The organism is Clostridium sp. D53t1_180928_C8, assembly GCF_015667795.1.
In the GTDB taxonomy this organism is placed as follows: Bacteria; Bacillota; Clostridia; order Clostridiales; family Clostridiaceae; genus Clostridium.
Genome location: NZ_JADPEL010000010.1, coordinates 12,967 through 38,195, shown reverse-complemented (window position 1 = coordinate 38,195; position 25,229 = coordinate 12,967). Strand labels below are relative to the sequence as shown.

Genomic DNA, 25,229 nt, shown 5'->3' with positions numbered 1-25,229 from the left:
GATATATATAGTAAAGTGGTACAAGTGTTAAATAAAAAAATATAAGGGGAATTATAAATGTTAACAATTTTATTAGTAATAATTTATATAGCTTTTATTAGCTTAGGGCTACCAGATGCTATATTAGGTTCTGCGTGGCCTATGATTCATCAAAACTTAAATGTTCCAATTTCTTATGCAGGAATTGCAACGATGATTATTTCTGGAGGAACTATAGTTTCAAGCTTTTTTAGTGGAAAGGTTATAAGAAAGTTTGGGACAGGTAAAGTAACAACATTTAGTGTATTTTTAACTGCAGCAGGTTTAATTGGTATTTATTTTGCACCAAGCTTTTTATGGATTTGTTTATTAGGAGTTCCATTAGGAATAGGTACAGGAGCAGTAGATTCTGCATTAAATAACTTTGTAGCACTTCATTATAAAGCAAAGCATATGAATTGGCTTCATTGTTTCTGGGGAATAGGTGCTACATCTGGACCATTTATAATGTCATTTTACTTATTAAAAGAAAATGGATGGAGAATGGGATATGCAACTATAGGAACAGTTCAAGCTATATTAGTTATTTGTTTATTTTTATCATTACCATTATGGAAAAAGTTTGAGGTAAGTAATGAGGCGGATGAAGAAGCTCATAGTGATGTTAAGGTATCCACACTAATAAAGCTACCTGGTGCAAAACCAGCTCTTATTTCCTTTTTCTGTTACTGTGCAATTGAATTAACAACAGGATTATGGGCAAGTTCTCTTTTAGTTACTAACAATGGTTTATCTGCAGAATCAGCAGCAAAATGGGTATCTCTATATTATTTAGGTATTACAGTTGGAAGATTTTTATCAGGCTTCATTGCTATGAAATTAAATAATAAACAAATGATTAGAATAGGACAAGTTATATGTATTATGGGGGCTACATTATTAATTATGCCAATACATAATAATCTTCAATTGGCAGGATTAATATTAATAGGTTTGGGATGTGCTCCAATATATCCTGCAATGCTTCATGAAACTCCAAATAGATTTGGAAAAGAATTATCACAAGGTATAATGGGAATTCAAATGGCTACAGCCTATGTAGGAAGTACTTTAGTACCACCATTATTTGGAGCATTATCAAGAGTAACTGGATTTGGTATATTACCATATTTCTTATTAATATTACTTGTAATAATGTTAGTTTCATCTGAGATAGTTAGTAAGATATGTGAAAAAGTAAAAGTTGTATAAGTGTAAGAAGAGTGAAATAAAAGGTGTTAAAGTTTTACAAAATGGGTGTTTTATATTTGATTTAAAACCATAATATGGTATAATAAAGGAAAATATGCTGAAAGGGGAATGTAAGTTATGATACCAGCTAATTGCTAATATAAATTAAATTTTAATTTTATATTGATTTTATAATGAGTAAAAAATGACCTAAATTATAGGTTTCATTGTCATGCTCTTTATGGAATAAGGCATTTAGAAGGTAACTTACTTTACTGAATATAGGCATTATAGTTTTTAGATATAAGTTTAAATAAATAATATATTAATTGTATATTAGTAAATTATTATGAATTAATGTAACTAAAGGTTTTACATTCTTTTATAATGTTTTTTTGAGGAATATAATTAATTGGGGAACCATAAATATTTAGAGCTTATAGGTTAATAATGTGATTTCAGACTGTAGGAAGAGTGAATCTTCTTACAGTTTTTTGTTTTTTATTGATTTGTGCCTTTCTATTTAGAGTTTTACTAAAAAAGAAAGAAGGGATATTTATGTTTGAATTATCGTTAGTTAATGTGAAAAAATATATGGAAGCAACACTTATTCTTAAGAATATTAATTTTCAAGTGTATTCAGGAGAAAGAGTTGGTATTGTTGGAGTTAATGGAAGTGGGAAGAGTACCATTTTAAAGTTAATTGCAGGAATATTACCAATGGATTATTGTGTTGGATATCCAGGGGCTACTAGTCCTGGATATGATGAAGGATTTCTAAATAAACCAAGTGGAGCTACTTGCGCATATTTAGAACAAATTCCACAATATGAAGATGGAATAAAGGTTATTGATGTTTTAAAGATGGCATTTGATGAGGTTTATAAGATAGAAGAAAAAATGCACAAATTAGAAGAAAATATGAAGGTACTACAAGGCGAAGAACTAGAGAGAACATTAAAACAATATAGTAATTTACTTCAAAATTATGAGGTTAAAGGAGGGTATAGTACTGAAGAAAAATTAGCAAAGATATGTACAGGATTAAAGTTTACAGAAAGCTTTTTGGATAAGGAATTTAATTTATTAAGTGGTGGTGAAAAAACTACAGTTATATTAGGAAAGTTGTTAATGGATAATCCTGATATTTTATTATTAGATGAACCAACAAATCATTTAGATATGGATTCTATTGAATGGCTTGAAGGATATTTAAATAGTTATGATGGGATTGTAATTATAGTATCTCATGATAGATACTTTTTAGATAATGTAGTAAGTAAAATTATAGAAATTGAAGATATGGAAAGCGTAACTTATAAGGGGAATTACTCAAGTTATGTTAAGCAAAAAGAAGAAAAGCTACTTGAACAAATGCATAACTATAAGGAGCAGCAAAAAGAAATTAAAAGTATGGAAAATACAATAAAAGAGCTTAGAGATTGGGCAATGAGAGCTGATAACAGTAAATTCTTTAAGAGAGCTGCTAGTATGGGAAAAAGGCTTGAAAAAATGAAAAATAGTGAAGATTCACAAAAGCCAAAGGTTGAAAATAATACTATGAAGCTAAATTTTAAAAATAGTGGAAGATCAGGAGAAGAAACTATAAAAGCTGAAGGGGTATGCAAAAATTATATTGATAAGGAAATTTTTAATGAAGGTAATTTATTAATTAATTTTAAAGAAAGAGTTGCTTTAATTGGACCTAATGGAAGTGGAAAAACAACATTTTTAAGGATGTTATTAGGAGAAGAATACCCAGATAAAGGTGTAGTGCAATTAGGAGCAAATGTAAAGGTAGGTTATTTACCACAAGTGATTAATTTTATGAATGAAGATCATACTGTGCTTCAAGCTTTTAGAGATGATATTTCAATATTAGAAGGGCAAGCAAGGCAGTATTTATCTAAGTTTATGTTCTTTGGTAACAGTGTATTTAAAAAGGTTAAAGCTTTATCTGGTGGAGAAAGAATAAGATTGAAACTTTCAATGCTTTTATATCAAGATGTTAATTTATTAATATTAGATGAACCAACTAACCATCTTGATATAGACTCTATTGAAACCTTTGAAGAAGCGTTAGAAGATTTTAAAGGAACTATTTTCTTTATATCACATGATAGATATTTTATTAATAAGATTGCTGAAAGAGTAATTGCTATTGAAGATTATAAATTTAAAAGTTATCTTGGGAATTATGATTATTATAAGGAAATACAAGATAGATTAAAACTAGAAAAAGAGAATAGTACTGTACAAAAAGAGAAGGTTATAAAAAAAGAAAATAAGAAAAAAGAAATAGATGAAGTAAAAAAGAGAGAAAGTGAAATAAAGAAGATTGAAACTAGGATTCAAAAGATTGAAAAGGAACTTGAAGATGTTGAAGCAGCTATGGCTAATGCAGAGTTAAATTATGAAGAATTTAATAAATTGTTTTTAAGAAAAGAAGAATTAAATGAAGAATTAGAGTGTGTTATGGAAGAATGGATGAATATTAGCATATAGAAGTAAGGAGGTAAAGGGTATGAAGAGTAGACTAATATTAGTAGAGGGTATACCAGGGGCAGGTAAAACTACAACTGCAAGAAAAATAAAAGAAAACTTAATAGAACAGGGTAAAGAGGTAATTCTTTATGAAGAAGGCGTATCACATCCAGCAGATATGGCTTGGAATGCATATTTAAAAGAAGAGGAATATAATGAGTTTATTAAGAGGTGTTCTGAATTGTGGGAAGTATCAAAAAAGAGTATAAGTAAAGAAGAATTAATTTATAGAATTCAAAATCAAGCTAGAATAGAAGATAGTAATGTGATTTTGGCTTATACTAGAATAGATTTTCCGGAAGAGATTTATTGGAGTTTAATAGATGATGTTGCCTCAAAGGAAATATGTGATGGAAGAAAAAGTTTAGATGAGTTTAGAGGAATACATTTAAAAAGATGGAGTAGGTTCGCTAAGGAAGCTTTATTAAATGATACTATTTATATTTTTGAATGTGCATTTCTTCAAAATCACATATTTGAGTTATTAGGTGTATATGAAAAAAGTGATGAGGAGATATATTTATATCTTAGAAACTTACTAGAAACAGTAAAAGCTTTGGAGCCATATATAGTTTATATTGATCCATCAAGTGTAGAAGATATAATAATTCAGGCTGCAAATGAGAGAAAATCACCTGATGTTTCAAGGGCAGATTGGATTGATGAAATTGCAGAGTGGGTTAGTAATATCAATTTTGGTAAGAGTCATAAATTGAAGGGAATAGAAGGTGTAATTTCTTTTTGTAGGGAAAGACTTAGGTTAGATAAATTAATGATAAAAAAGTTAGATGTTCCAGTAACTATAATTAAAAGATAGTATTAAAGAAGCGTAGGTGAATTTGTGTAAAACACAAATCTATCTACGCTTCTTAGTATAATTTAAAGTGAATTAACAATAGTTTCTAATTTTTCAGATAACTCTTTTGCAAGAATAAAATTATTATCTCTTAAAGCTAATTCAATTTTTGTTTCAACTTCTTTTTTCTTTTGTTCAAGTTTTAAATAATCTTTATTAAAATGATTCATATAAATCATATCTCTAAAATGTTGAATATTGATTTTTCTAATTTTTTTATCTTCAACAAGTAAAACATAATCCATACAATTTGATATAGTATAGTAATCATGAGAAATCATTAAAATAGCACCTTTATAATTTTTAATAGCTTTTTCTAAGGCTATTTGTGAATATGTATCTAAATGGCTTGTTGGCTCATCAAGAAGTAAAAGGTCTGCTCCAACTTCAGAAATTTTAGCTAATTGAAGTATATTTTTTTCACCGCCAGATAAAGTTCCTATTTTTTGATTAAGTAATTCTTCATCAAAATTATATAGTTCTAAATATGATTTAATATTATCATAAGTTTTAAAACCAATATCAAAGAACTCTTCAAGTATAGTATTAGAATAATTTAATGTTTGACCTTGAAGTTGAGAGAAATAACCAACTTTAAGATTACTATCTATTTCAATAGAAGGATTATTATTTTTTAATATTTCTTGGAATAGTGTAGTTTTACCTGTACCATTTGCTCCAACAATAGCTACTTTATCAGTAGAATTAATTTCAAAGCTAACATTTTCTAAAAGTACATCATCAAAAGCAACACTATAGTCAGTAACTTTTAAAGTAGTTTTTTCTTCTATTTCATTAGCTGTAGTAAACATTATAGTAGGTTGTTTAATATCTACAAATGGAGCTTTAATTCTACGCTTTTCTAATCTTTCTTGGAATTTAACTCTAGCTCTTAAAGTTTTTCCTCTAAATTGTTCTTTATTTTCACTTGCTAGTTCTCTTAATCTATCTATTAATATTTCATTTCTTTCAATTTCTTCAGTATCAGCAGCTGCAAGTTCTTGCAATTCAATTTTAGTTTGAAGTAATGAGAAGTTATATTCAACATAACCACCATCAAATTCTTGTAATTCCATATTTTCAAGGTGAATAATTTTATTGAAACAATGATTTAATAAATATCTATTATGAGTAATAACTAACATTGTTCCTTTATGTGAATTAATTAAGTCTTTAAGAGCCTTAAGATTTTTAAAGTCTAAAAATACATCTGGTTCGTCCATAATAAGTAAATCAGGACTAGTTAACATTGATTTAATTACTTGAATAAGCTTAAATTCTCCACCACTAAGTTCAGAGATAAGTAAGTCTTTAGATTTAATTAATTCTATAAGATTTAATTTTTTATCAATAATATTTTCAAAATCATCACCATTAATTGATTCAAAGGCATCTAAAGCTTCTTGATATTTTTCAAGTAATGTTTCAATATCAGAAGATGTTTCCATTTCAGTACATATAGCTGCTATTTCATTTTGTAATTTAATAAAATCTTCTGCTAGATATTCAAAAACTGTAATGTCTTTTGTTTTATCTACTTCTTGGAATTGACGTACATAGCCCATTCTACAATTTGGTGCTATTTCTAATAGACCATCATACATATATTTTTCAGAATCCATAATTATATCTATAAGTGTACTTTTACCAGTACCATTTGATCCTATAAATGCACAATGGTGACCTTCTTCTAATGTAAAGGAAATATCATTGTATAAATTTTTTTGTGGAAATGAGTAGGATAATTTATCAATTTTTATCATGTCAGTACCTCTCTTTATCAGTAAAAAAGAGCCTATAAAAATAAGCTCCTCAATATTATTATTTTATCAATTTAAACTCTCTAGTTGATTTTCTTTAGTAAAAATTTATTGATTTTAATATTGATAGAATAACACCTTTTTTGACTAAGTTCAATGATTTCATATAAGTAAAAAAATGAGAATTTACAATAGTATATATTCCTTATTGTAAATTCTCACTTTCCATTAATATTTAAGATTATAAATTTTCAATATCTTTAACTAGTTGTTCTACATCTTCATGTTTTGTTGCCCAACAGGTACAGAAACGAACTGCACTATGGTTATCGTCTATTTTTTCCCAGAATGAGAAAGAATATTTTTCTTGTAGTATTCTAATTTTATCATTTGGAATAATAGGGAATTGTTGATTCGTTGATGAATCAATAAAGAAAGAATATCCCTTATTCATAAATGCATTTTTAATTTTCATTGCAAGTTTATTTGCATGAACTGAAATTTCATAATAAAGATTATCCTCAAATAAAGCTAAAAATTGAAGCCCAAGAAGTCTTCCTTTAGCAAGAAGTCCACCATTTTGTTTTATGTAATATCTAAAATCGTTTTTTAGTTTAGGATTAGTTATAACAATAGCCTCACCAAATAATGCACCTACTTTAGTACCTCCAATATAAAAAACATCACATAATCTAGCAATGTCAGATAAAGTTAAATCAGTACCTTCTGCAGTAAGTCCATATCCAAGTCTAGCCCCATCTAAGAATAAAGGTAGACCTAAAGCTTTACATGTTGTGCTTAATTCTTCTAATTCATTTTTTGTATAAAGTGTTCCAACTTCTGTTGGATGTGAAATATAAACCATTCCAGGTTGAACAAGATGCTCAGGACTACTATCGCTAAAATGTTCATCATATGCATCTTTTACTTGAGTTGCTGTGATTTTACCATTATCACTATGTAGAGATAAAACTTTATGTCCAGAGCTTTCTATTGCACCGGTCTCGTGTACATTTATATGTCCAGTATTTGCAGATAAAACGCCTTGATATGGACGAAGGATAGAGTCAATAACTGTTTTATTAGTTTGAGTTCCACCAACTAGAAAGTGAATATCAGCATCTTGTGAATCACATTTTTCTCTAATAATAGAGCGTGCTTTTTCACAGTATACATCTTTTCCATAGCCAGGTGCTTGTACAAAATTTGTTTCTAATAAAAGTTCTAAAATTTTAGGGTGAGCACCTTCCAAATAATCGCATTCAAATCTTATCATAGGTATATCCTCCTTAGTGTGTATATATAATGTATAATTATACTTATTATACTATACATGAATTGATAGTTATTGTATATAGAGTAGATTGGTAATAGTTATAAAATGTCAGTGTTTAAATGATATTTATAGTGAGAAACCAGTATATAAATTAAAGTTTTATTAGTTTTTATATATAAAATTTCATGATTTAAGTAGTTGGATTTGAAATAATAAATGTATATAAATTTATATACATTGCATATTGATTTAGACTTAACAGTAGAATTTTTTAAATATGTTATAATTAATAAAGATTAAGACGTATAGATAGAGTATATGAATTTAAATATATATCGGGAATGAAAAAATCCTTGTAATAGAGATATATTGGAAATTTGTTTCAAAAGGAGGAGAGGTATATAAAAAAGACAATAACTATATTTATGATTTTAGTGTCTATAGGAATTATAATATTAACAGGCGTATCATGGAAAAGATTTGATCATATTATTTATGCAATATTATTTATACTTTTAATAGATTGTATTCAACTAACAAAAAATATAATTAAAGTAAATTATAAGGTAATAACAGTAGTGGAGATTATACTAGTAATTATTAGCATGTTTATAGGATATACATATACAGCATTATTATTAACAGCATTATTATTTGATTTATTTGAAGATAAGCTTATGCCATATATTAATATGGTAATATCAATATCCATTTTATTTATTACTAGTTTAGAATATATTAGTATTAAAGAGTTAACAATAATTAGCATAATTATTGTTATTACGAATTTGTATTTATGCGAAATTAAAGATAAATTTGTTAGAGAAGAAAAGTATAAGAAGTTAAATAAAGATAGCAGTAATAGTAAAATAGTTATGGAAAAAAAGATTGATGAGTTAGAAAAGTACTTAGATCAAAATAATATTATAACGGTTCTAAAGGAGCGTAATTTTATAGCACAAAAGCTACATGATCATTTAGGTCATAGGATAACAAGCTCTATTATGCAATTAGAAGTAACTAAAGAAATGATAGGAAAGGAAGATGAAATTGCAAAGAAGTCATTAGAAACATCTATGACTAATTTAAGACAGGGAATGGAAGAAATACGTGAGTTCTTGAGGCAAGTGAAACCAGGACAATCAGTTATAGGAATTGAGACAATAAAGGAGCTTGTATTAAAATTTCAATATGTAAGTGGAATAGAAACAGCTTTTTTATGTGAGGGCGATACTTCCACTATTAAGTTGATAGATCTTAGGATTATGGAAGAAAACATTAAAGAAACATTAACTAATGCGGCGAAGTATTCAAATGCAACTAAGATAACTGTAGCTATATTAGTATTTAATATGTTTTATAGAGTTGAAATAAGAGATAATGGTAATGGATTTGAAAAATTATCAAAGGGATTAGGACTAAGAGGAATAGAAGAAAGATTAGAAGAGATTAATGGCAGAGTTGAATATTATAACGATAATGGTTTTGTTGTAAATATGATTATAAATAAGAGGAGAAAAAATGAGCATTAAAGTATTGATATGTGATGATGATAGTTTAATAAGAGAAAGCTTAAAGGTATTATTACCATTAAAAGGTGATATTGAGATTACTGCGGTAGCTGAAGATGGACAAGCGGCTATAAATATATGCATGAAAGAAAAAATAGATGTAGCACTTTTAGATATTAGAATGCCGAAATTGTCTGGAGTTGAAGCAGTAAAAGAAATTGTGAACAAAACAGATACTAAATGTTTGATTTTAACTACTTTTGACGAAGAAGATTATATTAATGAAGCAATGGAATATGGGGCTAAAGGATATATCTTAAAAAATAGTACTCCAGATCAAATTGCTCAAAGTATTACTTCAGTTTATAGTAACACTATTGTAATGAATGAAAATGTATTAAATAAATTTCAAGGTAAAGCAAGTGGTCCACAGTTTACTAAATATGATTTTACAGATAGGGAAAAGGATATTATTATTGCAATAAGCGAAGGGCTTAGTAATAAAGAAATAAGTAAAAAGCTATTTATTTCTGAAGGAACTATTAGAAATTATATAACTATGATATTAGATAAAACAGATTTAGATCATAGAACAGCCATTGCTGTTAATTATTTAAAGGGAAATTTATAAATTGATTTTTAGACAACAGATAAATATGACAAATGTAATATATAGAAGGTGATATTCTTCAGTAGGGGGATATTACCTTTTTTTATATAATAAAAGTATAAAGAAAATGGAGGTTTAGGTGTATGAAAATGCTTGAAATAAAAAAGATATCTAAAGAATATGGGGATATGATAGCAGTAAATGATATTGATTTAGAAGTAAATAAAGGAGAAATTTTTGGAATACTTGGTCCTAATGGAGCTGGTAAAAGCACACTTATTGGAATGATATGCGGCCTAATAAAAAGAACTTCAGGGCAAATAATTTATGAAGAAAAGGAAACTAAAACAAGAAAGTTTAAAGAAAATATAGGAATAGTACCGCAGGATTTTGCTCTTTATTGGGATTTAACAGCTGAAGAAAATATTGAATTTTTCTGTTCATTATATGGTTTTAGAGGAGCAGATTTAAAAGCACGAGTTAACAAGGTTTTAGATTTTGTTGGTTTAACTGATGTTAGAAGTAAAAAAGCATCAGAATTTTCAGGAGGAATGAAAAGAAGATTAAATATTGCTTGTGCTATAGCACATTCTCCAAAATTAATAATTATGGATGAACCAACTGTAGGAATTGATCCACAATCAAGAAATCATATCTTAAAATCTGTATTAAGGTTAAGAGATGAGGGGGCAACTGTAATATATACGTCTCACTATATGCAAGAAGTAGATGAAATTTGTGATAGGATTGCAATAGTTGATAAAGGAAATGTAATTGCAGAAGGGACAAGTGAAGAGCTTAAAAATTTAATAGGAAATAAGAGAATTTTTAATATAAAGGTTAAAGAAAAAATAAATGGATTTGAAGACAAATTATTAGAAATAACAGGTATAGAAAAAGTAGTTAATAGTGAAAATGAGTATAAAATATCGACAATAAAAAATAGTAATTTACTTACTAAAATAATAGAAACTACATTAAGCTTAGGCGGCGAAATTAGTAATATTGAAAATTCAGAGCCAACTTTAGAAAATGTATTCTTAGCATTAACAGGTAAAAAACTTAGAGATTAGGAGGGGGTGAGACTATGTTTTTAGTAATGCTAAAAAAAGAGCTAAAAATGTTCTTTAGGTCAAAAGGAAATATAATGATGCTATTTCTTTTTCCAATAATATTAATAACTACTTTAAGTTTAAGTTTAAAAAATATGATGAGCACAGAAGTAGAGATATTTGGAGACAAGGATAAAGATTCAATAGTTTACTATACAATAAGTGAGGATTCAAAATATAAAGATGGATTTTTTGCATTTATGGAAGGAATTAAAAAAGAAATTAATATAGATTTTAAAGAAGTTAATGACTTAGAAGAAGTTAAAGATAAAGTAGATAAAAGGAAGGCTATTGCTTATATAGATTTAAAAAAAGATAAATTTGACATATATACTTCTAAAAGTGGTGACACTATGAAATCTAAAGTTTTTAAAAGTATGTTGGAATCATTATTTAATCAATATGCTACTTATGAAACCATAGGAGTTTTAAGTCCACAAAGCTTTAGTAATTTAGTTGAAAATGCTTATGATGAATATGTAGTTAGTGAAGATGTTGGTGGTAAAAGAACTGTAACTGCTGCTGAATATTATACTTTTGCAGAGCTAGCATTAATTATTTTAAATGGGGCAGCAGTAATTGGTGAGTTGGTATATAAAGAAAGACAATTAAACACAATTAATAGAATAAAAATGTCAAAGGCTACTGAAAGAACAATGATACTTTCTAAGGTTGCTTTAGGAACTATAATTAGTATTTTACAAATAATATTAGTTTATATTTATACAAGCTTAATATTAAAGGTTAATTGGGGAGAAAACACATTGAAATTTATATTGTTATTTGTGGTATTTGGATTATTTTCATCAATGTTTGGAGCTATTATAGGTATAACTTGCAAAACTGATACTGCAGTTTCTGGAATATTAAATGGTGCAACTTTTGCAATTTGTGCATTAGGGGGATGTTATACTACAAGAGCAATGATTACTACAGTTCCTGTGCTTAATAAGTTAATGTATTTAAGTCCAATTTACTGGATTAATACAGCTACAAGTTCAATGATATGCGGATTAAAATCTAATTTATATTTAGTAGCAATAATTATTCCAATTGTATTATCAATTTTACTGTTAATTTTATATAGCATAGTTATGAAGAAGAGAGGTGCAACAATAGATGTTTAGAATAATAAAAAATACATTAAAAATATTACTTAAGAGAAAAAGCTTTTTATTTATAACTTTTATTTTACCTGCTATTTTAATATTTTTCTTTACATCATTTGGTGAATCAATGGGCTCAATAAATATTGGTATTTATAATAAAGATAATGGTGAGTTTGGTAAAGCTATAGAAGAAAAATTAGGTAATATGAGTGGAGCCAATATTAGCTTTGTAGATAGTGAGGAAGAGTATACTAGTAATCTGATTTTTGAGGAATGTTCAGTAGTTGTAATAATAGATAAGAATTTTACTGAAGATATTTTAAATGGAAAAGAAAATATAATAAAAGTAAAATCAATAAGTGCTGGAGAAGCTGCTCCTATAGTAACAGCATATTTAGAAGGTGAAGTTTCTTCTTTAGCAATGATATGTAACAATGTAGATGTTGAAAAAGATGGTATAGATAAAGTTTTAGACACTTTTAACAATTCTAAACCAGAATATAATATTATAAGTGAAGTTAATAAAAGTAAAGATCCATATAATTCTATGGGGATGGTTTTATATATTATATTTATTACAGCTGCTATGAGTTGTGGGTTTATATTAGAAGATGAAAGACAAAATACTAAGGAAAGAATATTATTAAGCAAAGTAAGTGAAAGGCAATATTATGGAGCACAATTAATAGTGTATTTTTTAGTAAGCTGTATACCAGCAATAGAGTATTATATTATTTGCAAAGTAGCTAATTTTGATTTTGGATTTAAATATGACTTTATTGTAGTGTTATTAATGTTAATTTTAGTATTAATGGCTATTTCTTTAGGTTTATTCTTATCATCCATAATAAAAAATAAAATGATATTTACTCTTGTAATGACTACATTTACTATACCTGTATTTATGCTAAGTGGATCATATTGGCCTTTTGAAATGATGAGTGAAGGAATGCAAAAGCTAGGAAATGCCTTGCCAATAAGATGGCTTTATATAATATTTGAAAAGCTAATGGCAAATGAAGGCTTTATAAGTATAGTGCCATTAATAGCATGTCTATTATTATTAACATTAGTGTTGTTCTTATTAAGTGTTTTCTGTACTAAAAATAAAATTATATTAGTGAGGGAATTGAAATAAAGTTAATATTCAAAAATATTAAAGTGTGTTCTATATTTTATAGGAGACGCTTTAATTTTATAATGATATGTATGTAAGTGGTATAATATATTTATAAAGAAGAGTTATATAATCTATTTAATTTTGAGGAATATGGGGGTAATTAAAGTGGAAAGACGAGCAATAATAGATATTGGATCAAATTCTTTAAGGTTAATAATTTATGAAATAAATGACGGCTCAATATTTAAAATAATTAATGAATCAAAAAAAACTATTAGATTAGGTAGTTACTTAACAGAAGATAATTATTTGATTGATGAAGGAACAGATATAGCTCTTGATGTATTAAGTAATTTTAAGATTATTTGTGAAAATTATAAAGTTATAGATAATTATGTAGTTGCAACAGAGGCTGTTAGAAGAGCAACTAATGGAGAAGAGGTATGTAATAAAATTAAAAGAGAGCTTGGATATTCAGTAAATATTTTATCAGGTAAAGAAGAGGCTAGATATGGATATTTAGCAATTAAAAATTCTATGATAGAAAAGAATGCTATATTATTAGATTTAGGTGGCTCAAGTATGGAAATTACTCTTATGGAAAATGGAGAGTTAAAGGATAGTATAAGCTTATCATTAGGATGTATTCCTCTTACTAATATGTTTAATAATATTGAGACAGAGGAGAAAAATATAGAACTTAATTCATTTATCAATAATAAACTTGAAGAGATACCTTGGATTAAGAAAAATAATAAAATGAATGTAATAGGTATTGGTGGCATTGCAAAGCATATAGGAAGAGTATCTAAAGGTGATGAAAATTATCCAAAGCAATTGCTTCATAGCTATAGTATGACAAAAGCTGAAATTTCACAAATATATGATGAATTTTTAAAACTATCAATTAATGAAAGATATAATTTAAAGGGCTTATCAAGAAATAGAGCAGATATATTTGCAGCACCACTTGGAGCTATTTTAACAATAATACAATATTTAAATTCAGAAAAGTATATTATAAGTGCAGTAGGACTTAGGGAAGGTATAATTTACGAAAGCTTACTTTCATAAATATTATTTTTATCATGTAGCATTACTATTTACAATTATGAGTATTATTGCTATTGTATTTAGTAGTATATTTATTAAATTTTTAAGTGAGAATAATAAAACTAGCTATGTATAGATTTTACGCATAGCTAGTTTTTAATGTTAAATTTAAAGATAAATTATATTTATTGTATCATTTCTAAAATTTCCTCTTCAGGAGTTGAAGAATCACAACGAACTTGAATATCTCCATTTTTACCAACAATAAATCCAGGAACAGTTACAATATTATATTTTTCTCTAAAAGAATTAATATAATTATCTGAACTATTAGAACTATCTATATAATAAATAGTTGTATTAATTTCATTAACTAAGTCGCTTAGCTTTTTAGCAAATTTACGGCAGTATGGACATGTTTCTCTACCTATATAAACAATGGCTAAATTTTCATTAGATAGTAGTTTATCTGCTTCTTCAGAAAGAATATTTTCAAATAGTTCTACATTTTCTTTATATGAATTTTCTTCAAACATAAAAAAACCTCCTAGTTTTTTTAGACTATCATATCAAAATTAATATTCCCAATCAACCTTGAAATATAATATTACAATAATTATTTAATAAATAAGGGGAGTTTGAAAATTAATATCTCTACTACTTATTTATAGTATAAGGTTATTAAATTGGTTAAAGGTTAATTATATAAAAGTATGAATTAATAATGCATTTTGAATATTAACTCTAAATAAATGATTGTTTAAAGAAGACTCACAAATAGTTTCAACTTTCTTTAGTCTATATTTTATAGTATTTCTATGGGTAGATAATTCTTCAGAAGTTTTAATAATATTACAATTGTTATTAAGATAAACTTCAACTGTTTTTAGAAGCTCGCCTTTATGCTTTTTATCATAATCAATTAATCCACCTAACACTTGATTAGAAAATTCCTTTAGAAGATCTTTTCTATCTAATTCAAAGAATAAAGAAAGTATACCGAGTTCTTCATAATAAAGTATATTATTTGATTTGTTTAGTTTAGCTGCTATTTCCATACATTTTGAAGCTTCTTTAAAACTTTTTTGAATATTTGAAGCACTGTTATAGGTTTTACCAATACCTATAGTAATTGATAGCTGTTGAATTTTTTTTGTGACATCTAAAATAAAGGAATTAAAAATGCTATTTAAGATATTAGTACCTTTATTAGAGGAAAAAAGTCCTATTATGTTATTTCCATAAGATGAAATAATAATATTCATATCATTACTTTCAAATAAAGAGGTAAGATAAGAAGTAAATTCATTTATTTCAAATTCATTTAAGGATATTTTATTAAGTTTAGAATTAATATTATCATGAAAGCGAATTAAAAAAACAGTTTGAGGATTTTCTAAATTATAATTTAAATTATCAGCTTTTAATAAAAGCTCCTCTTTTGAATATTCTTTTCCAAAAACAATATTAGCAACAAAGTTTTCATTATTTTTATTCATATTGCTTGTTACAATTGCATGACCTAATTCCTCAAAAATATTTACAAGAGGAGTACTCCAGGGAATTATAAAAATAGGAAAATTATTTTTATTGCAAAGATTTAGTAATTGCTTAGGAATTGATTTAATATAATTATCACCTACTAGTAACAAAGCTCCACTTAGTTTTAAATTAATTGCTAAATTTATTAAAGCTGATAGATTAAAATCATTTCTTTCAATAACAGCACCACTAACTATAAGAAGCTCGCCACCTTTAACCCAGTTAGATAAATCAAGACTTTCCGCTTTATATGCCCAGCGGATTATGTTATTAAGACCATTATTGCCACAAATTAATTTAATATTAAATAAAGATGGTAGAGTGAATAAATCTTTACATTGAAACATTAGTAAGCCTCCTAGTACAAATTTTATATTAATTATTGCTTTTATTTTATAATGTATTTATAAATATTTCTATGGTACTTAATGATAAAAAATAATATCATTTTTGTAATAAATGAACAAAAATAGTGATAAGTTTGACTATGTTACTTAATTTAATTATCATATAAATTATAAAGAAAGAACAATTTGGTTCTAAGTGATTTATTCGCTTAGAGCCTTTTTCATTTAATCAATTAAAAAGTAAAAACAAAAAGTGGAGATTAAAAATATACGGAAGGTAGATAAGAAGAGCAATGAGTTATTTTATGAATGATATGACATGGAGTGAATTTGATAAAAGTAAGGATAAGGTTATTATTTTACCTATAGGTGCAACAGAGCAACATGCAATGCATCTTCCATTATGTACAGATAGCAAAATAGCAGAAGGATTTGCATTAAGTTTAGCAAAAGAGATTGATGGAGTAATTATGCCAACTTTAAGCTATGGGTACAAATCAAAACCTTTAAGTGGGGGTGGCCCTTTATTTCCAGGAACTATAGATTTAAATGGAGAAACAGTAATAAGACTTGTTTATGATATTTTAATGGAAATAGTCAAAGATGGATTTACAAAGATTTTTATTATGAATGCTCACTATGAAAACGAAGCATTTGTAGTAGAAGCAATGGATTTAGTAAATAGAGATACTAATGGTAAAGCTACAATGGTTGCTTCAAATTGGTGGGATCCACTACCAAAGAAAGCTATTGATGAAATATTTAATGAAGTACCATTTCCAGGATGGGCTTTCGAACATGCTGCAGTTACAGAAACATCATTAATGATGTATTTTGCACCAGAATTAGTTAAGTTCGAAAGAAATGTTGAAGTTGAAGAAACAGAAGCTCTTCCGTACTTTAGATATCCATTATATAAGGATGATGTACCAGAAACAGGAGCTTTAGCTAGTGCAAAATCATCATCAAGTGAAAAGGGTAAAGTAATAGTAGATAATGTTATTCCAGAGTTAATTAAGATATGTAAAAGAGAGTTTAAATAAAATTCTTATGAAAATTTGATTTTAAGGGGGATATTTATGAATTGTGTATATAAAAATGTTAGATTAAAGGGTAAAAAAGATTTAATTGATATATTAGTAGAAGATGGTGTATTTAAAAAAATAGGCAATAATATTCAAGGTGATAAAGAAGTTGATTTAAAAGGAAATTTAGTACTTCCACCTTATGTTGATCCACATATTCATTTAGATTATGTTTTTACAGCAAGGAAAGATGGGGCATTAAATGGAACAGGAACATTATTTGAAGGGATTCAAAGATGGAGTGAAACAAAATCAGATTTAACAATAGAAGAAATAAAAGAAAGAGCAAGGCTTGGAATAAAGAAGGAAATGTTAAATGGTGTTCAGTTTATAAGAACTCATGCAGATGTAACAGATCCATCATTAACATCTCTTAAAGCATTATTAGAGTTAAGAGAAGAGCTTAAAGATATAGTTACTATACAAGTTGTAGCATTTCCACAAGAAGGTATGTACGCATATAAAGGTGGAGATTTATTAGTAGAAGAGGCATTAAAAATGGGGGCTGATTGTGTAGGAGCTATTCCACATTTTGAGTTCGCAAGAGAGTTTGGAGAAAAATCAATACACAAAACTGTAGAGCTTGCATTAAAGTATAATAAATTAATAGATGTTCATTGTGATGAAACAGATGATGATCAATCAAGATTTTTAGAGCTTTTAGCAGCTTTAGCATATATGAATGATATTGGGCACTTAACAACTGCTAGCCATACCTGTTCTTTTGGTTCAGTAAATAATGCTTATGCTTTTAAGCTTATGAAGTTATTAAAACAATCTAAAGTAAACTTCATAGCTTGCCCAACAGAAAATATTTATCTGCAAGGAAGACAAGATACTTATCCAAAGCGTAGAGGATTAACAAGAGTAAAGGAATTAAATGATGCAAATATTAATGTTTGTTTTGCTCAAGACTCAATGTCAGATCCATGGTATCCTTTAGGTAATGGAAATATGATGATGATTTTAGATCATGGAATTCATATAGCTCAAATGATGTCTTTTGAAGAAATAGATAATGCTTTAGATTTAATAACAACTAATGGTGCAATAACAATGAATATTCAAGATCAATATGGAATAGAAGAAGGAAAGCCTGCTAATTTTATAGTTTTAAATGCAAAATCAGAATTTGAAGCAGTATGTGAAAGGGCAGGAGTATTAGCATCTATAAGAAATGGAAAAACTTTATTTTGGAAAGAACCACAGGTAGTTAAAACTGAGGTTGAAATATTAAAATAAATATGATGTATGGACTATAATTTAAATTATAGTATGAATAAAGTGGGAGCTTCAATATTTTGAGGCTCCTCTTTTATTTAATTTTACACCTTTTAATTGTTTATTATTATAAAAATATAAGGTGAATATATTTTAAAAAAGATTTCATAATAAGCTTAAAATTTAAAAAGTAGGTATTGTTAATTTAAGACAAAAGAGTATTATGTTACAATTAAGTTGAGAGATGATAAGTAAGGTTGAAGAGGTATAGAAATTAAGGGGATAATAGAAAGAGGAGAGAGTTTTTATGAATAAACCAAATATTATATTTTATTTTTCGGATCAACAAAGGTGGGATACTATAGGTGCTTATGGACAAGAACTAGATATAACACCTAATTTAGATAAATTAGCAGAAGATGGAGTATTGTTTGAAGAAGCTTATACAGCTCAACCGGTATGTGGACCTTGTAGGGCAATATTCCAAACAGGAAAATATCCAACTCAAATTGGATGTTTCAGAAATAATATAGAGTTACCAAGGAATATAAAGACCTTGGCTGATTATTTTAATGAAGCAAATTATGATACTGCATATATTGGTAAATGGCATTTAGCAAGTAATGGTGGATTTGAAGAAACACCTAAAGTGGATTATACAACAGTGGCGGTGCCATTAGATAGAAGAGGAGGATATAATGGTTTCTGGAGAGCTTCAGATGTTTTAGAATTTACTTCTCATGGATATGATGGTTATGTTTTTGATGAAAATATGAATAAATGTGAATTTAAAGGGTACCGTGTAGATTGTATAACTGATTATGCTTTAGAATTTTTAGATGGATATAAAGGTGAAAAGCCTTTCTTTATGACAATATCTCATATTGAACCACATCATCAAAATGATAGAGATAGATATGAAGGACCAGATGGTTCTAAAGAAATATACAATAATTGTAAATTACCAGGTGATTTAGAAGCTTTAGGTGGAAATGCAAGAGAAGAATATCCAGATTACTTAGGTTGCTGTAAGAGCTTAGATGATAATTTAGGGAGATTAGTAGATAAGTTAAAAGATATGGGAATATATGAAAATACTATAATAGTATATGCTTCCGATCATGGTTCTCATTTCAAAACAAGAAATACAGATGAAAATTTAAATGGACATGATGATTATAAGCGTTCATGTCATTCAGGTTGTTTACATGTACCTCTAATAATATCAGGACCAGGATTTAGAGGTGGAAATAGGGTTAAAGATTTAGTAAGTACAGTAAGTCTTCCAAAAACATTCTTATCAATGGCAGGAGTAAATGTTGGAGAAGATATGGCTGGAGAAGATTTAAAAAGTGTAGCAAATGGACAAACTGAAAATCGTGTAAATGAAGTATTTGCACAAATAAGCGAAAGTCGTGTAGGTAGATGTATTCGTACAGAAGATTATCTGTATAGTGTTTACGCACCAAATAAAAATGGTTGGGAGTTTTCAGGAAGTGACCTATATGAAGAAGACTTTTTATATGATTTGAAAAATGATCCATATGAACTAAATAATCTAGTAAGAGATGAAAGTTACAAGGATATACGTGCAAAATTAGCAGAAAGTTTATGCAGGCATATGATAGAAGCCGGAGAAGAAGCCCCGAAAATAGTACCGGCAAAAGAACATGTTGAAAATTAGATAACATAGTATAAAAATTTGAATTTATGGGAGTATAAAGGGGAGAGTTTTATGGCAAAACAATTTATATTTATAATGACAGACACCCAAAGAAAAGATATGGTTGGCTGTTATGGTAATAAAGATATGAAGACACCTAATCTTGATAAATTAAGTGAAGAAGGGATCTTATTTGAAAATGCTTATACAGCTCAACCAGTTTGCGGACCAGCAAGAGCAGCATTGTTTACAGGATTATATCCTCATTCAAGTGGAGCGTGGACAAACTGTGTGGGTATAGATAAAACGGTTAAGACTATAGGAAAAAGAATTAAAGATTCCGGAATTGCAAATGGGTATATAGGAAAATGGCACTTAGATGGAGGAGATTATTTTGGAGAGGGAAAATGTCCTGAAGAATGGAATCCAGATTATTGGTATGATATGAAAAATTATTTAGATGAATTAACAGAAGAGGAAAGAGTTAAATCAAGAATTCCTAGTACAATTTATGAAGGGGAAGGATATAAGGTGGATTTTACTTTTGCTCATAGATGTTCTAACAGAGCTATAGAGTTTTTAGAAGAAAATAAAGATAAAGATTTTTTATTAGTTGTATCATATGATGAACCACATCATCCCTTTATTTGTCCAAAAGAGTATGCTGAATTATATGAGGATTATGAATTCCCTAAAAGTGAGAATATATATGACACTTTAGAGAATAAGCCAGAACATCATAAAGTATGGGCAAAGGATCAGAGTGAAGTAGATAGAGAAAAACTTCAAATTAAAGTGCCTGTATATTTTGGAAGTAATACATTTGTAGATTATGAGATAGGAAGAATTTTAGATGCCTATAGAAACTATGCGCCAGATGCTTTAGTATGCTATACATCAGACCATGGTGATCATTTACATTCACATCAATTAGATAATAAGGGGCCATCAATGTATCAAGAAATAGTTAACATACCATTTATAATGTCTGGAAAGTCTATTAAGGATAAAAACACACTTTATAAACATCCTATTTCTCATATTGACTTAGCACCAACTATTCTAGATTTCTTTGGAATAGAGAAATATAAGATGATGCCTGGTAAGTCATTAATGCCATTAACGGAAGACGTATCAGTTAAAATAAATGATAAAGTATTCTTAGAGTTCGGAAGGTATGAAGTGGACCATGATGGTTTTGGAGGATTCCAGCCTATTAGATGTGTATTTGATGGAAGATATAAATTAGTAATTAATTTATTAACTTCAGATGAGTTATATGATTTAGAAAAAGATCCTGCTGAAATGAATAATTTAATATTAGATGATAGTATGAAAGAGATTCGTGATTCTCTTCATAATGATATTTTACAATGGATGAATGAAACTAGAGATCCATTTAGAGGATATTATTGGGAACAAAGGCCTTGGAGAAAGGATGCTAGAGAAGCAACTTGGGCTTATACTGGAGTAACAAGACAGAGAGAAGAAGATTATGATGAAAATCGTCAGTTAGATTATGCAACAGGACTTACTATGGTAGATGCTACAAGAGAAAAATAAATAATATAAAGTAGTTAAGGGCATATAAAAGAGTAAATTTAAAAATCAAATGAGAGGTATATGCAGATGAAAAAAAATATAAGTTTAATGATAAAGCCATCATCCAGCAAGTGCAACTTAAGATGTAAATACTGTTTTTATAATTCTATTGCAGATGCACGTGATGTTAGAGATTATGGATTTATGAGTAAGGAAACATTAAGAGAAGTAATAAAAAAAGTTGATGAATATTGTAGCGGTGGAAGCTGTACAATAGGCTTTCAAGGTGGAGAATCTCTTTTAGTTGGGCTAGATTATTATAAAGAATTAGTAAGGTGTACTAGCGAAACTAAGAATAAAACTAAATTTAATTATCATATTCAGACTAATGGAACTCTTATAAATGATGAAATAGCACAATTTTTTAAGGAAAATAACTTTTTAGTAGGTATTTCACTTGATGGTAATAAGGATATTCATAATTTAAATAGAGTTGATTCGTTAAAGAGAGATACTTTCAATGATGTAATGAGGGGTATTAATTTTTTAAAGAAGTATGATGTTGATTTTAATATTCTTACAGTTGTAACATCTGTTATGAGCAAGAAGATTGATAGTACTTATAAATTTTTTAAGAAAAATAATTTTAAGTATTTACAGTTTATACCTTGTTTAGATCCATTAGAAAATGATAATGGGACAAGTAGTTATTCATTAACACCACAAGAGTATTCACAGTTTTTATGTAAACTATTTAATCTTTGGTATAAGGATGCTATGGAAGGTAATTATGTAAGCATAAGATATTTTGATAATATACTATCATTACTTTTAGGTAGAGAATATGAATCCTGTGATATGAGGGGAGTATGTTCATGTCAACATATTATTGAAAGTGATGGGTCTATGTATCCATGTGATTTTTATACTTATGAAAAATATGCAATAGGAAATATATTAGAAGAAAGTTTTGATGATATCCACAAAAAAGAAATTACTATAAACTTTATTAAGGAATCTTTAAATAAAAGTCCAAAGTGTAATTTATGCAGGTTTAAAAATATATGTAGAGGTGGATGTAGAAGAAATAGAGAAAATAATAAGGAAAATAGCAATTATTATTGTGAAGCATATTATGAATTTTTCTCAAAAAATTTAGATAAGTTTTATGATGTAGTTAAAAATTTAAGATTTTAAAAGGAAAAGGGAGCTTCAACGTTTTTGAGGCTCCTAATATTTTTCAGTTTAAGCTCCTTTATAAATATATAATAATTTATTTTATACACAAAAGTATTATGTAGAGAATATTAATGTATTGTAAATCATTAAAAATACAAGGATTAATATTGTGATGGAGGAAAAAGTTCATGGATAAGCAGAAGTTAGTACAGGTTGGATTTGCAGCACAACAGGCAGAGCCTAATGATAGAGAAGTATGTGATATGATTGATAAAGCTATTTATCAGGTATTAGGTAATGCTGGATTAAATTCAATTATAAAAAAAGGGGACAAGGTTGTAATAAAGGTAAATGTACTTGGTAGCGATATAGGGGCATATGGTGATAAAGGTAGAGGATGCAATACAGATGCAAGAATTACAAGGTATGTAGCTGAAAAGATAAGAGAAATAATAGGTACAGAAGGTACTGCAGACTTGAAGGTTATTGATACTGTTTTTTACCCAGAAGCAAATCCATCATCTAAGTACAACTCAAAAAGCTTTTATTGGGCAAGACTTGAGAGAACAGGAGATAATTCAGTAGATGAAGGGGATGTGTGTTATGACTCAAATGCTGATGGTTATCTTGATGGAACTTCTGTGGCTAAATTAGTAAATCTAGAGGATCCTAATTTACATCGCAAGACTTATAGTGTAAAGGTTAAAGATTCAAATGATATTATAGTTAGTTTTCCTTGTTTCTTAAGAACAAAGGAGGAAGCAGAAAAGTCAGGTTTATATCCAGATGAATATTGTGATATATTTATTGGACTTCCGATATTTAAGAGTCATGGATTAGCTGGAATGACAGGTGCAATTAAGCTACATTATGGGATAAGGCATGGAAATTATATAGATGGTGACAGTGGGAGATTAGGACATAATGGATTATATATTGATGAGACTGGAGTTCATAATAAGGAAGGTCTTTATCAATATTTATGTGCTCAGCATTTAATTAGAAGTTATGATTTTGTTATTATGGATTGTTTAACTGGAAATAGACAAGGTCCTTTAAATAATACAGGGCATATAGGTGAAAATTATTTTTCTGATAGCCCAGTAGATTATATTGTAACAAATGCAATAATGGCATCAAAGGATAGTGTAGCAATAGATACTGTTGAGGCTGTATTAGGAGGGTATGATCCAAGGTCAATAGGCTTATTGGAGAAAGCTTATGAAAATGGTTTAGGAACAATGGATCCAAGTTATATTAGAGTTGGAGAGAGTAATGATTTTTTTAAGCACAGGCAATATTTATGTAATATTTACAAAGATGGTAGATATCCATTTCCTGATGGTTTTGGAGGAGCAAGAGTAGCTAATAGACAAAATTTGGGATATGAAGTCAATTGTATTGGAGCAAAAAAGATTAGCGAGAGTAAATATGTTATAGGGTATAAAATCAATAGAGTAAACAGCAAAGGTACACCTATAGTAAGAGCTGAATTAAGGATAAATGGTAGTCTTATAGATTACAAGGTAATTAAATCAGGGGAAGATTTTATAAGTGATACAAATATGTTTATTTTAGATATAGAAAAGTATACTTATCCTAAGGGATATATAATTGATATTGCTGTAATAATATATGACAGGCTTTTTAATTCTAAGGAGTCTAATGAATATTTATTAAAAGTATAATTGTTTTAAGGTCGTTAGCTTAGGTTAATTATTATATATAGAAGTATCATTAAATAAAATATACTTCTCCTTCATGAGTAATATACTATGAATACAAAAAGGAGAAGTATAATAAATATAAATTATTTAAAATATTTTAATACCACGAATTATTCTACACCATATAGAATAAAACACCACATCAGAATTTCCAATTATAAAAGTATTACCTTCATGATATATCTTTCCATTGCCTAAAGGAGAGATACTCCATCCAGCAAAACTAAATCCATTTTTAGCTAATGAATATGGATTATCTAATACAGTTACAGTACCACCTTCAAAATAATAATTATTATCAATAGGAACGGAACCTGAAGTATTGCCATTACCATTATAAGTTACAGTATAAGTAGGAAGAGCTTTCCACATAGCATATAAAGCAACATTATTAATACCCATTGGAAAAGTATTACCAGGAAGATAATTAGTACCAGTACCTAAAGGAGAGGTGTTCCAACCGATAAATGTATAACCAGTTTTGGCAAGGTTATTAATATTACCTAAAACAGTAACAGGATTACCGGTAAGGTAATGATTATTATCAATAGGAGCGGAACCAGAAGTATTGCCATTACCATTATAAGTTACAGTATAAGTAGGAAGAGCTTTCCACATAGCATATAAAGCAACATTATTAATACCCATTGGAAAAGTATTACCAGGAAGATAATTAGTACCAGTACCTAAAGGAGAGGTGTTCCAACCGATAAATGTATAACCAGTTTTGGCAAGGTTATTAATATTACCTAAAACAGTAACA

20 protein-coding genes are annotated in these 25,229 nt (G+C 27.9%); 15 read left to right on the top strand and 5 right to left on the bottom strand.

Annotated elements, in window-relative coordinates:
* The first annotated feature begins 57 nt into the window (after positions 1-57).
* The 3 genes from I4V51_RS08880 (at position 58) to I4V51_RS08870 (ending at position 4,570) form a co-directional block, all read left to right on the top strand.
* Positions 58-1,230: an MFS transporter gene (locus I4V51_RS08880; protein WP_195988079.1), complete on the top strand. Its 1,173-nt coding sequence runs from the start codon at positions 58-60 to the stop codon at positions 1,228-1,230.
* A 537-nt stretch (positions 1,231-1,767) separates the two neighbouring features.
* Positions 1,768-3,714, top strand: a complete 1,947-nt coding sequence (abc-f, locus tag I4V51_RS08875; RefSeq protein ID WP_195988078.1) for a ribosomal protection-like ABC-F family protein — start codon at positions 1,768-1,770, stop codon at positions 3,712-3,714.
* 19 nt (positions 3,715-3,733) lie between these two features.
* Positions 3,734-4,570 carry a hypothetical protein gene (locus I4V51_RS08870; protein ID WP_195988077.1) on the top strand — a complete coding sequence of 279 codons (837 nt, stop codon included), beginning with the start codon at positions 3,734-3,736 and terminating at the stop codon, positions 4,568-4,570.
* A 62-nt stretch (positions 4,571-4,632) separates the two neighbouring features.
* Here I4V51_RS08870 and I4V51_RS08865 read toward each other — a convergent pair whose 3' ends face one another.
* Both I4V51_RS08865 and I4V51_RS08860 read right to left on the bottom strand, forming a co-directional pair.
* The gene (locus tag I4V51_RS08865; RefSeq protein WP_195988076.1) at positions 4,633-6,372 is read right to left on the bottom strand and encodes an ABC-F family ATP-binding cassette domain-containing protein; all 1,740 of its coding nucleotides are present in this window, start codon (positions 6,370-6,372) and stop codon (positions 4,633-4,635) included.
* A gap of 238 nt (positions 6,373-6,610) precedes the next feature.
* Positions 6,611-7,645: a low specificity L-threonine aldolase gene (locus I4V51_RS08860; protein WP_195988075.1), complete on the bottom strand. Its 1,035-nt coding sequence runs from the start codon at positions 7,643-7,645 to the stop codon at positions 6,611-6,613.
* Positions 7,646-8,022: 377 nt separating this feature from the next.
* Here I4V51_RS08860 and I4V51_RS08855 point away from each other — a divergent pair, with 377 nt between their 5' ends.
* From I4V51_RS08855 to I4V51_RS08830, 6 genes are all read left to right on the top strand, one after another.
* On the top strand, positions 8,023-9,177 hold the full coding sequence (locus tag I4V51_RS08855; protein WP_195988074.1) for a histidine kinase: 1,155 nt from the start codon (positions 8,023-8,025) through the stop codon (positions 9,175-9,177).
* Positions 9,167-9,787 (top strand): response regulator transcription factor, encoded by a 621-nt coding sequence (locus I4V51_RS08850; RefSeq protein ID WP_195988073.1) that lies wholly within the window; start codon positions 9,167-9,169, stop codon positions 9,785-9,787. The genes I4V51_RS08855 and I4V51_RS08850 overlap by 11 nt, the downstream gene beginning before the upstream one ends.
* Before the next feature lie 122 nt (positions 9,788-9,909).
* Positions 9,910-10,839, top strand: a complete 930-nt coding sequence (locus I4V51_RS08845; protein WP_195988072.1) for an ABC transporter ATP-binding protein — start codon at positions 9,910-9,912, stop codon at positions 10,837-10,839.
* A 14-nt stretch (positions 10,840-10,853) separates the two neighbouring features.
* Positions 10,854-12,005, top strand: a complete 1,152-nt coding sequence (locus I4V51_RS08840) for an ABC transporter permease (protein WP_195988071.1) — start codon at positions 10,854-10,856, stop codon at positions 12,003-12,005.
* On the top strand, positions 11,998-13,125 hold the full coding sequence (locus tag I4V51_RS08835; RefSeq protein WP_195988070.1) for an ABC transporter permease: 1,128 nt from the start codon (positions 11,998-12,000) through the stop codon (positions 13,123-13,125). Before I4V51_RS08840 ends, I4V51_RS08835 begins: the two co-directional genes overlap by 8 nt.
* A 147-nt stretch (positions 13,126-13,272) precedes the next feature.
* Positions 13,273-14,181 (top strand): Ppx/GppA family phosphatase, encoded by a 909-nt coding sequence (locus I4V51_RS08830; RefSeq protein ID WP_195988069.1) that lies wholly within the window; start codon positions 13,273-13,275, stop codon positions 14,179-14,181.
* 164 nt (positions 14,182-14,345) lie between these two features.
* On the opposite strand, the gene I4V51_RS08825 is transcribed toward I4V51_RS08830, so the two are convergent.
* Together I4V51_RS08825 and I4V51_RS08820 are read right to left on the bottom strand one after the other, a co-directional pair.
* Positions 14,346-14,696: a DUF6568 family protein gene (locus I4V51_RS08825; protein WP_195988068.1), complete on the bottom strand. Its 351-nt coding sequence runs from the start codon at positions 14,694-14,696 to the stop codon at positions 14,346-14,348.
* Positions 14,697-14,861: 165 nt separating this feature from the next.
* Positions 14,862-16,049: a PucR family transcriptional regulator gene (locus I4V51_RS08820; RefSeq protein WP_195988067.1), complete on the bottom strand. Its 1,188-nt coding sequence runs from the start codon at positions 16,047-16,049 to the stop codon at positions 14,862-14,864.
* Between the two features lie 305 nt (positions 16,050-16,354).
* On the opposite strand from I4V51_RS08820, the gene I4V51_RS08815 reads away from it, so the two are divergent.
* The 6 genes from I4V51_RS08815 to I4V51_RS08790 all read left to right on the top strand — a co-directional run bounded on the left by I4V51_RS08815 (position 16,355) and on the right by I4V51_RS08790 (position 24,427).
* Positions 16,355-17,092: a creatininase gene (locus I4V51_RS08815; RefSeq protein ID WP_195988066.1), complete on the top strand. Its 738-nt coding sequence runs from the start codon at positions 16,355-16,357 to the stop codon at positions 17,090-17,092.
* Positions 17,093-17,128: 36 nt separating this feature from the next.
* Positions 17,129-18,376 carry a cytosine deaminase gene (gene codA, locus I4V51_RS08810; protein ID WP_195988065.1) on the top strand — a complete coding sequence of 416 codons (1,248 nt, stop codon included), beginning with the start codon at positions 17,129-17,131 and terminating at the stop codon, positions 18,374-18,376.
* Between the two features lie 286 nt (positions 18,377-18,662).
* Positions 18,663-20,039, top strand: a complete 1,377-nt coding sequence (locus I4V51_RS08805) for a sulfatase-like hydrolase/transferase (protein ID WP_195988064.1) — start codon at positions 18,663-18,665, stop codon at positions 20,037-20,039.
* Between the two features lie 51 nt (positions 20,040-20,090).
* The gene (locus I4V51_RS08800; RefSeq protein WP_195988063.1) at positions 20,091-21,581 is read left to right on the top strand and encodes a sulfatase-like hydrolase/transferase; all 1,491 of its coding nucleotides are present in this window, start codon (positions 20,091-20,093) and stop codon (positions 21,579-21,581) included.
* Positions 21,582-21,647: 66 nt separating this feature from the next.
* Positions 21,648-22,757 carry an anaerobic sulfatase maturase gene (locus tag I4V51_RS08795; protein WP_195988062.1) on the top strand — a complete coding sequence of 370 codons (1,110 nt, stop codon included), beginning with the start codon at positions 21,648-21,650 and terminating at the stop codon, positions 22,755-22,757.
* 170 nt (positions 22,758-22,927) lie between these two features.
* Complete coding sequence (locus I4V51_RS08790; protein ID WP_195988061.1) at positions 22,928-24,427, top strand: DUF362 domain-containing protein; 1,500 nt, start codon at positions 22,928-22,930, stop codon at positions 24,425-24,427.
* Between the two features lie 126 nt (positions 24,428-24,553).
* Here I4V51_RS08790 and I4V51_RS08785 read toward each other — a convergent pair.
* Positions 24,554-25,229 (bottom strand): InlB B-repeat-containing protein (locus tag I4V51_RS08785; RefSeq protein WP_195988060.1); only part of this gene is annotated, 676 nt, incomplete at its 5' end.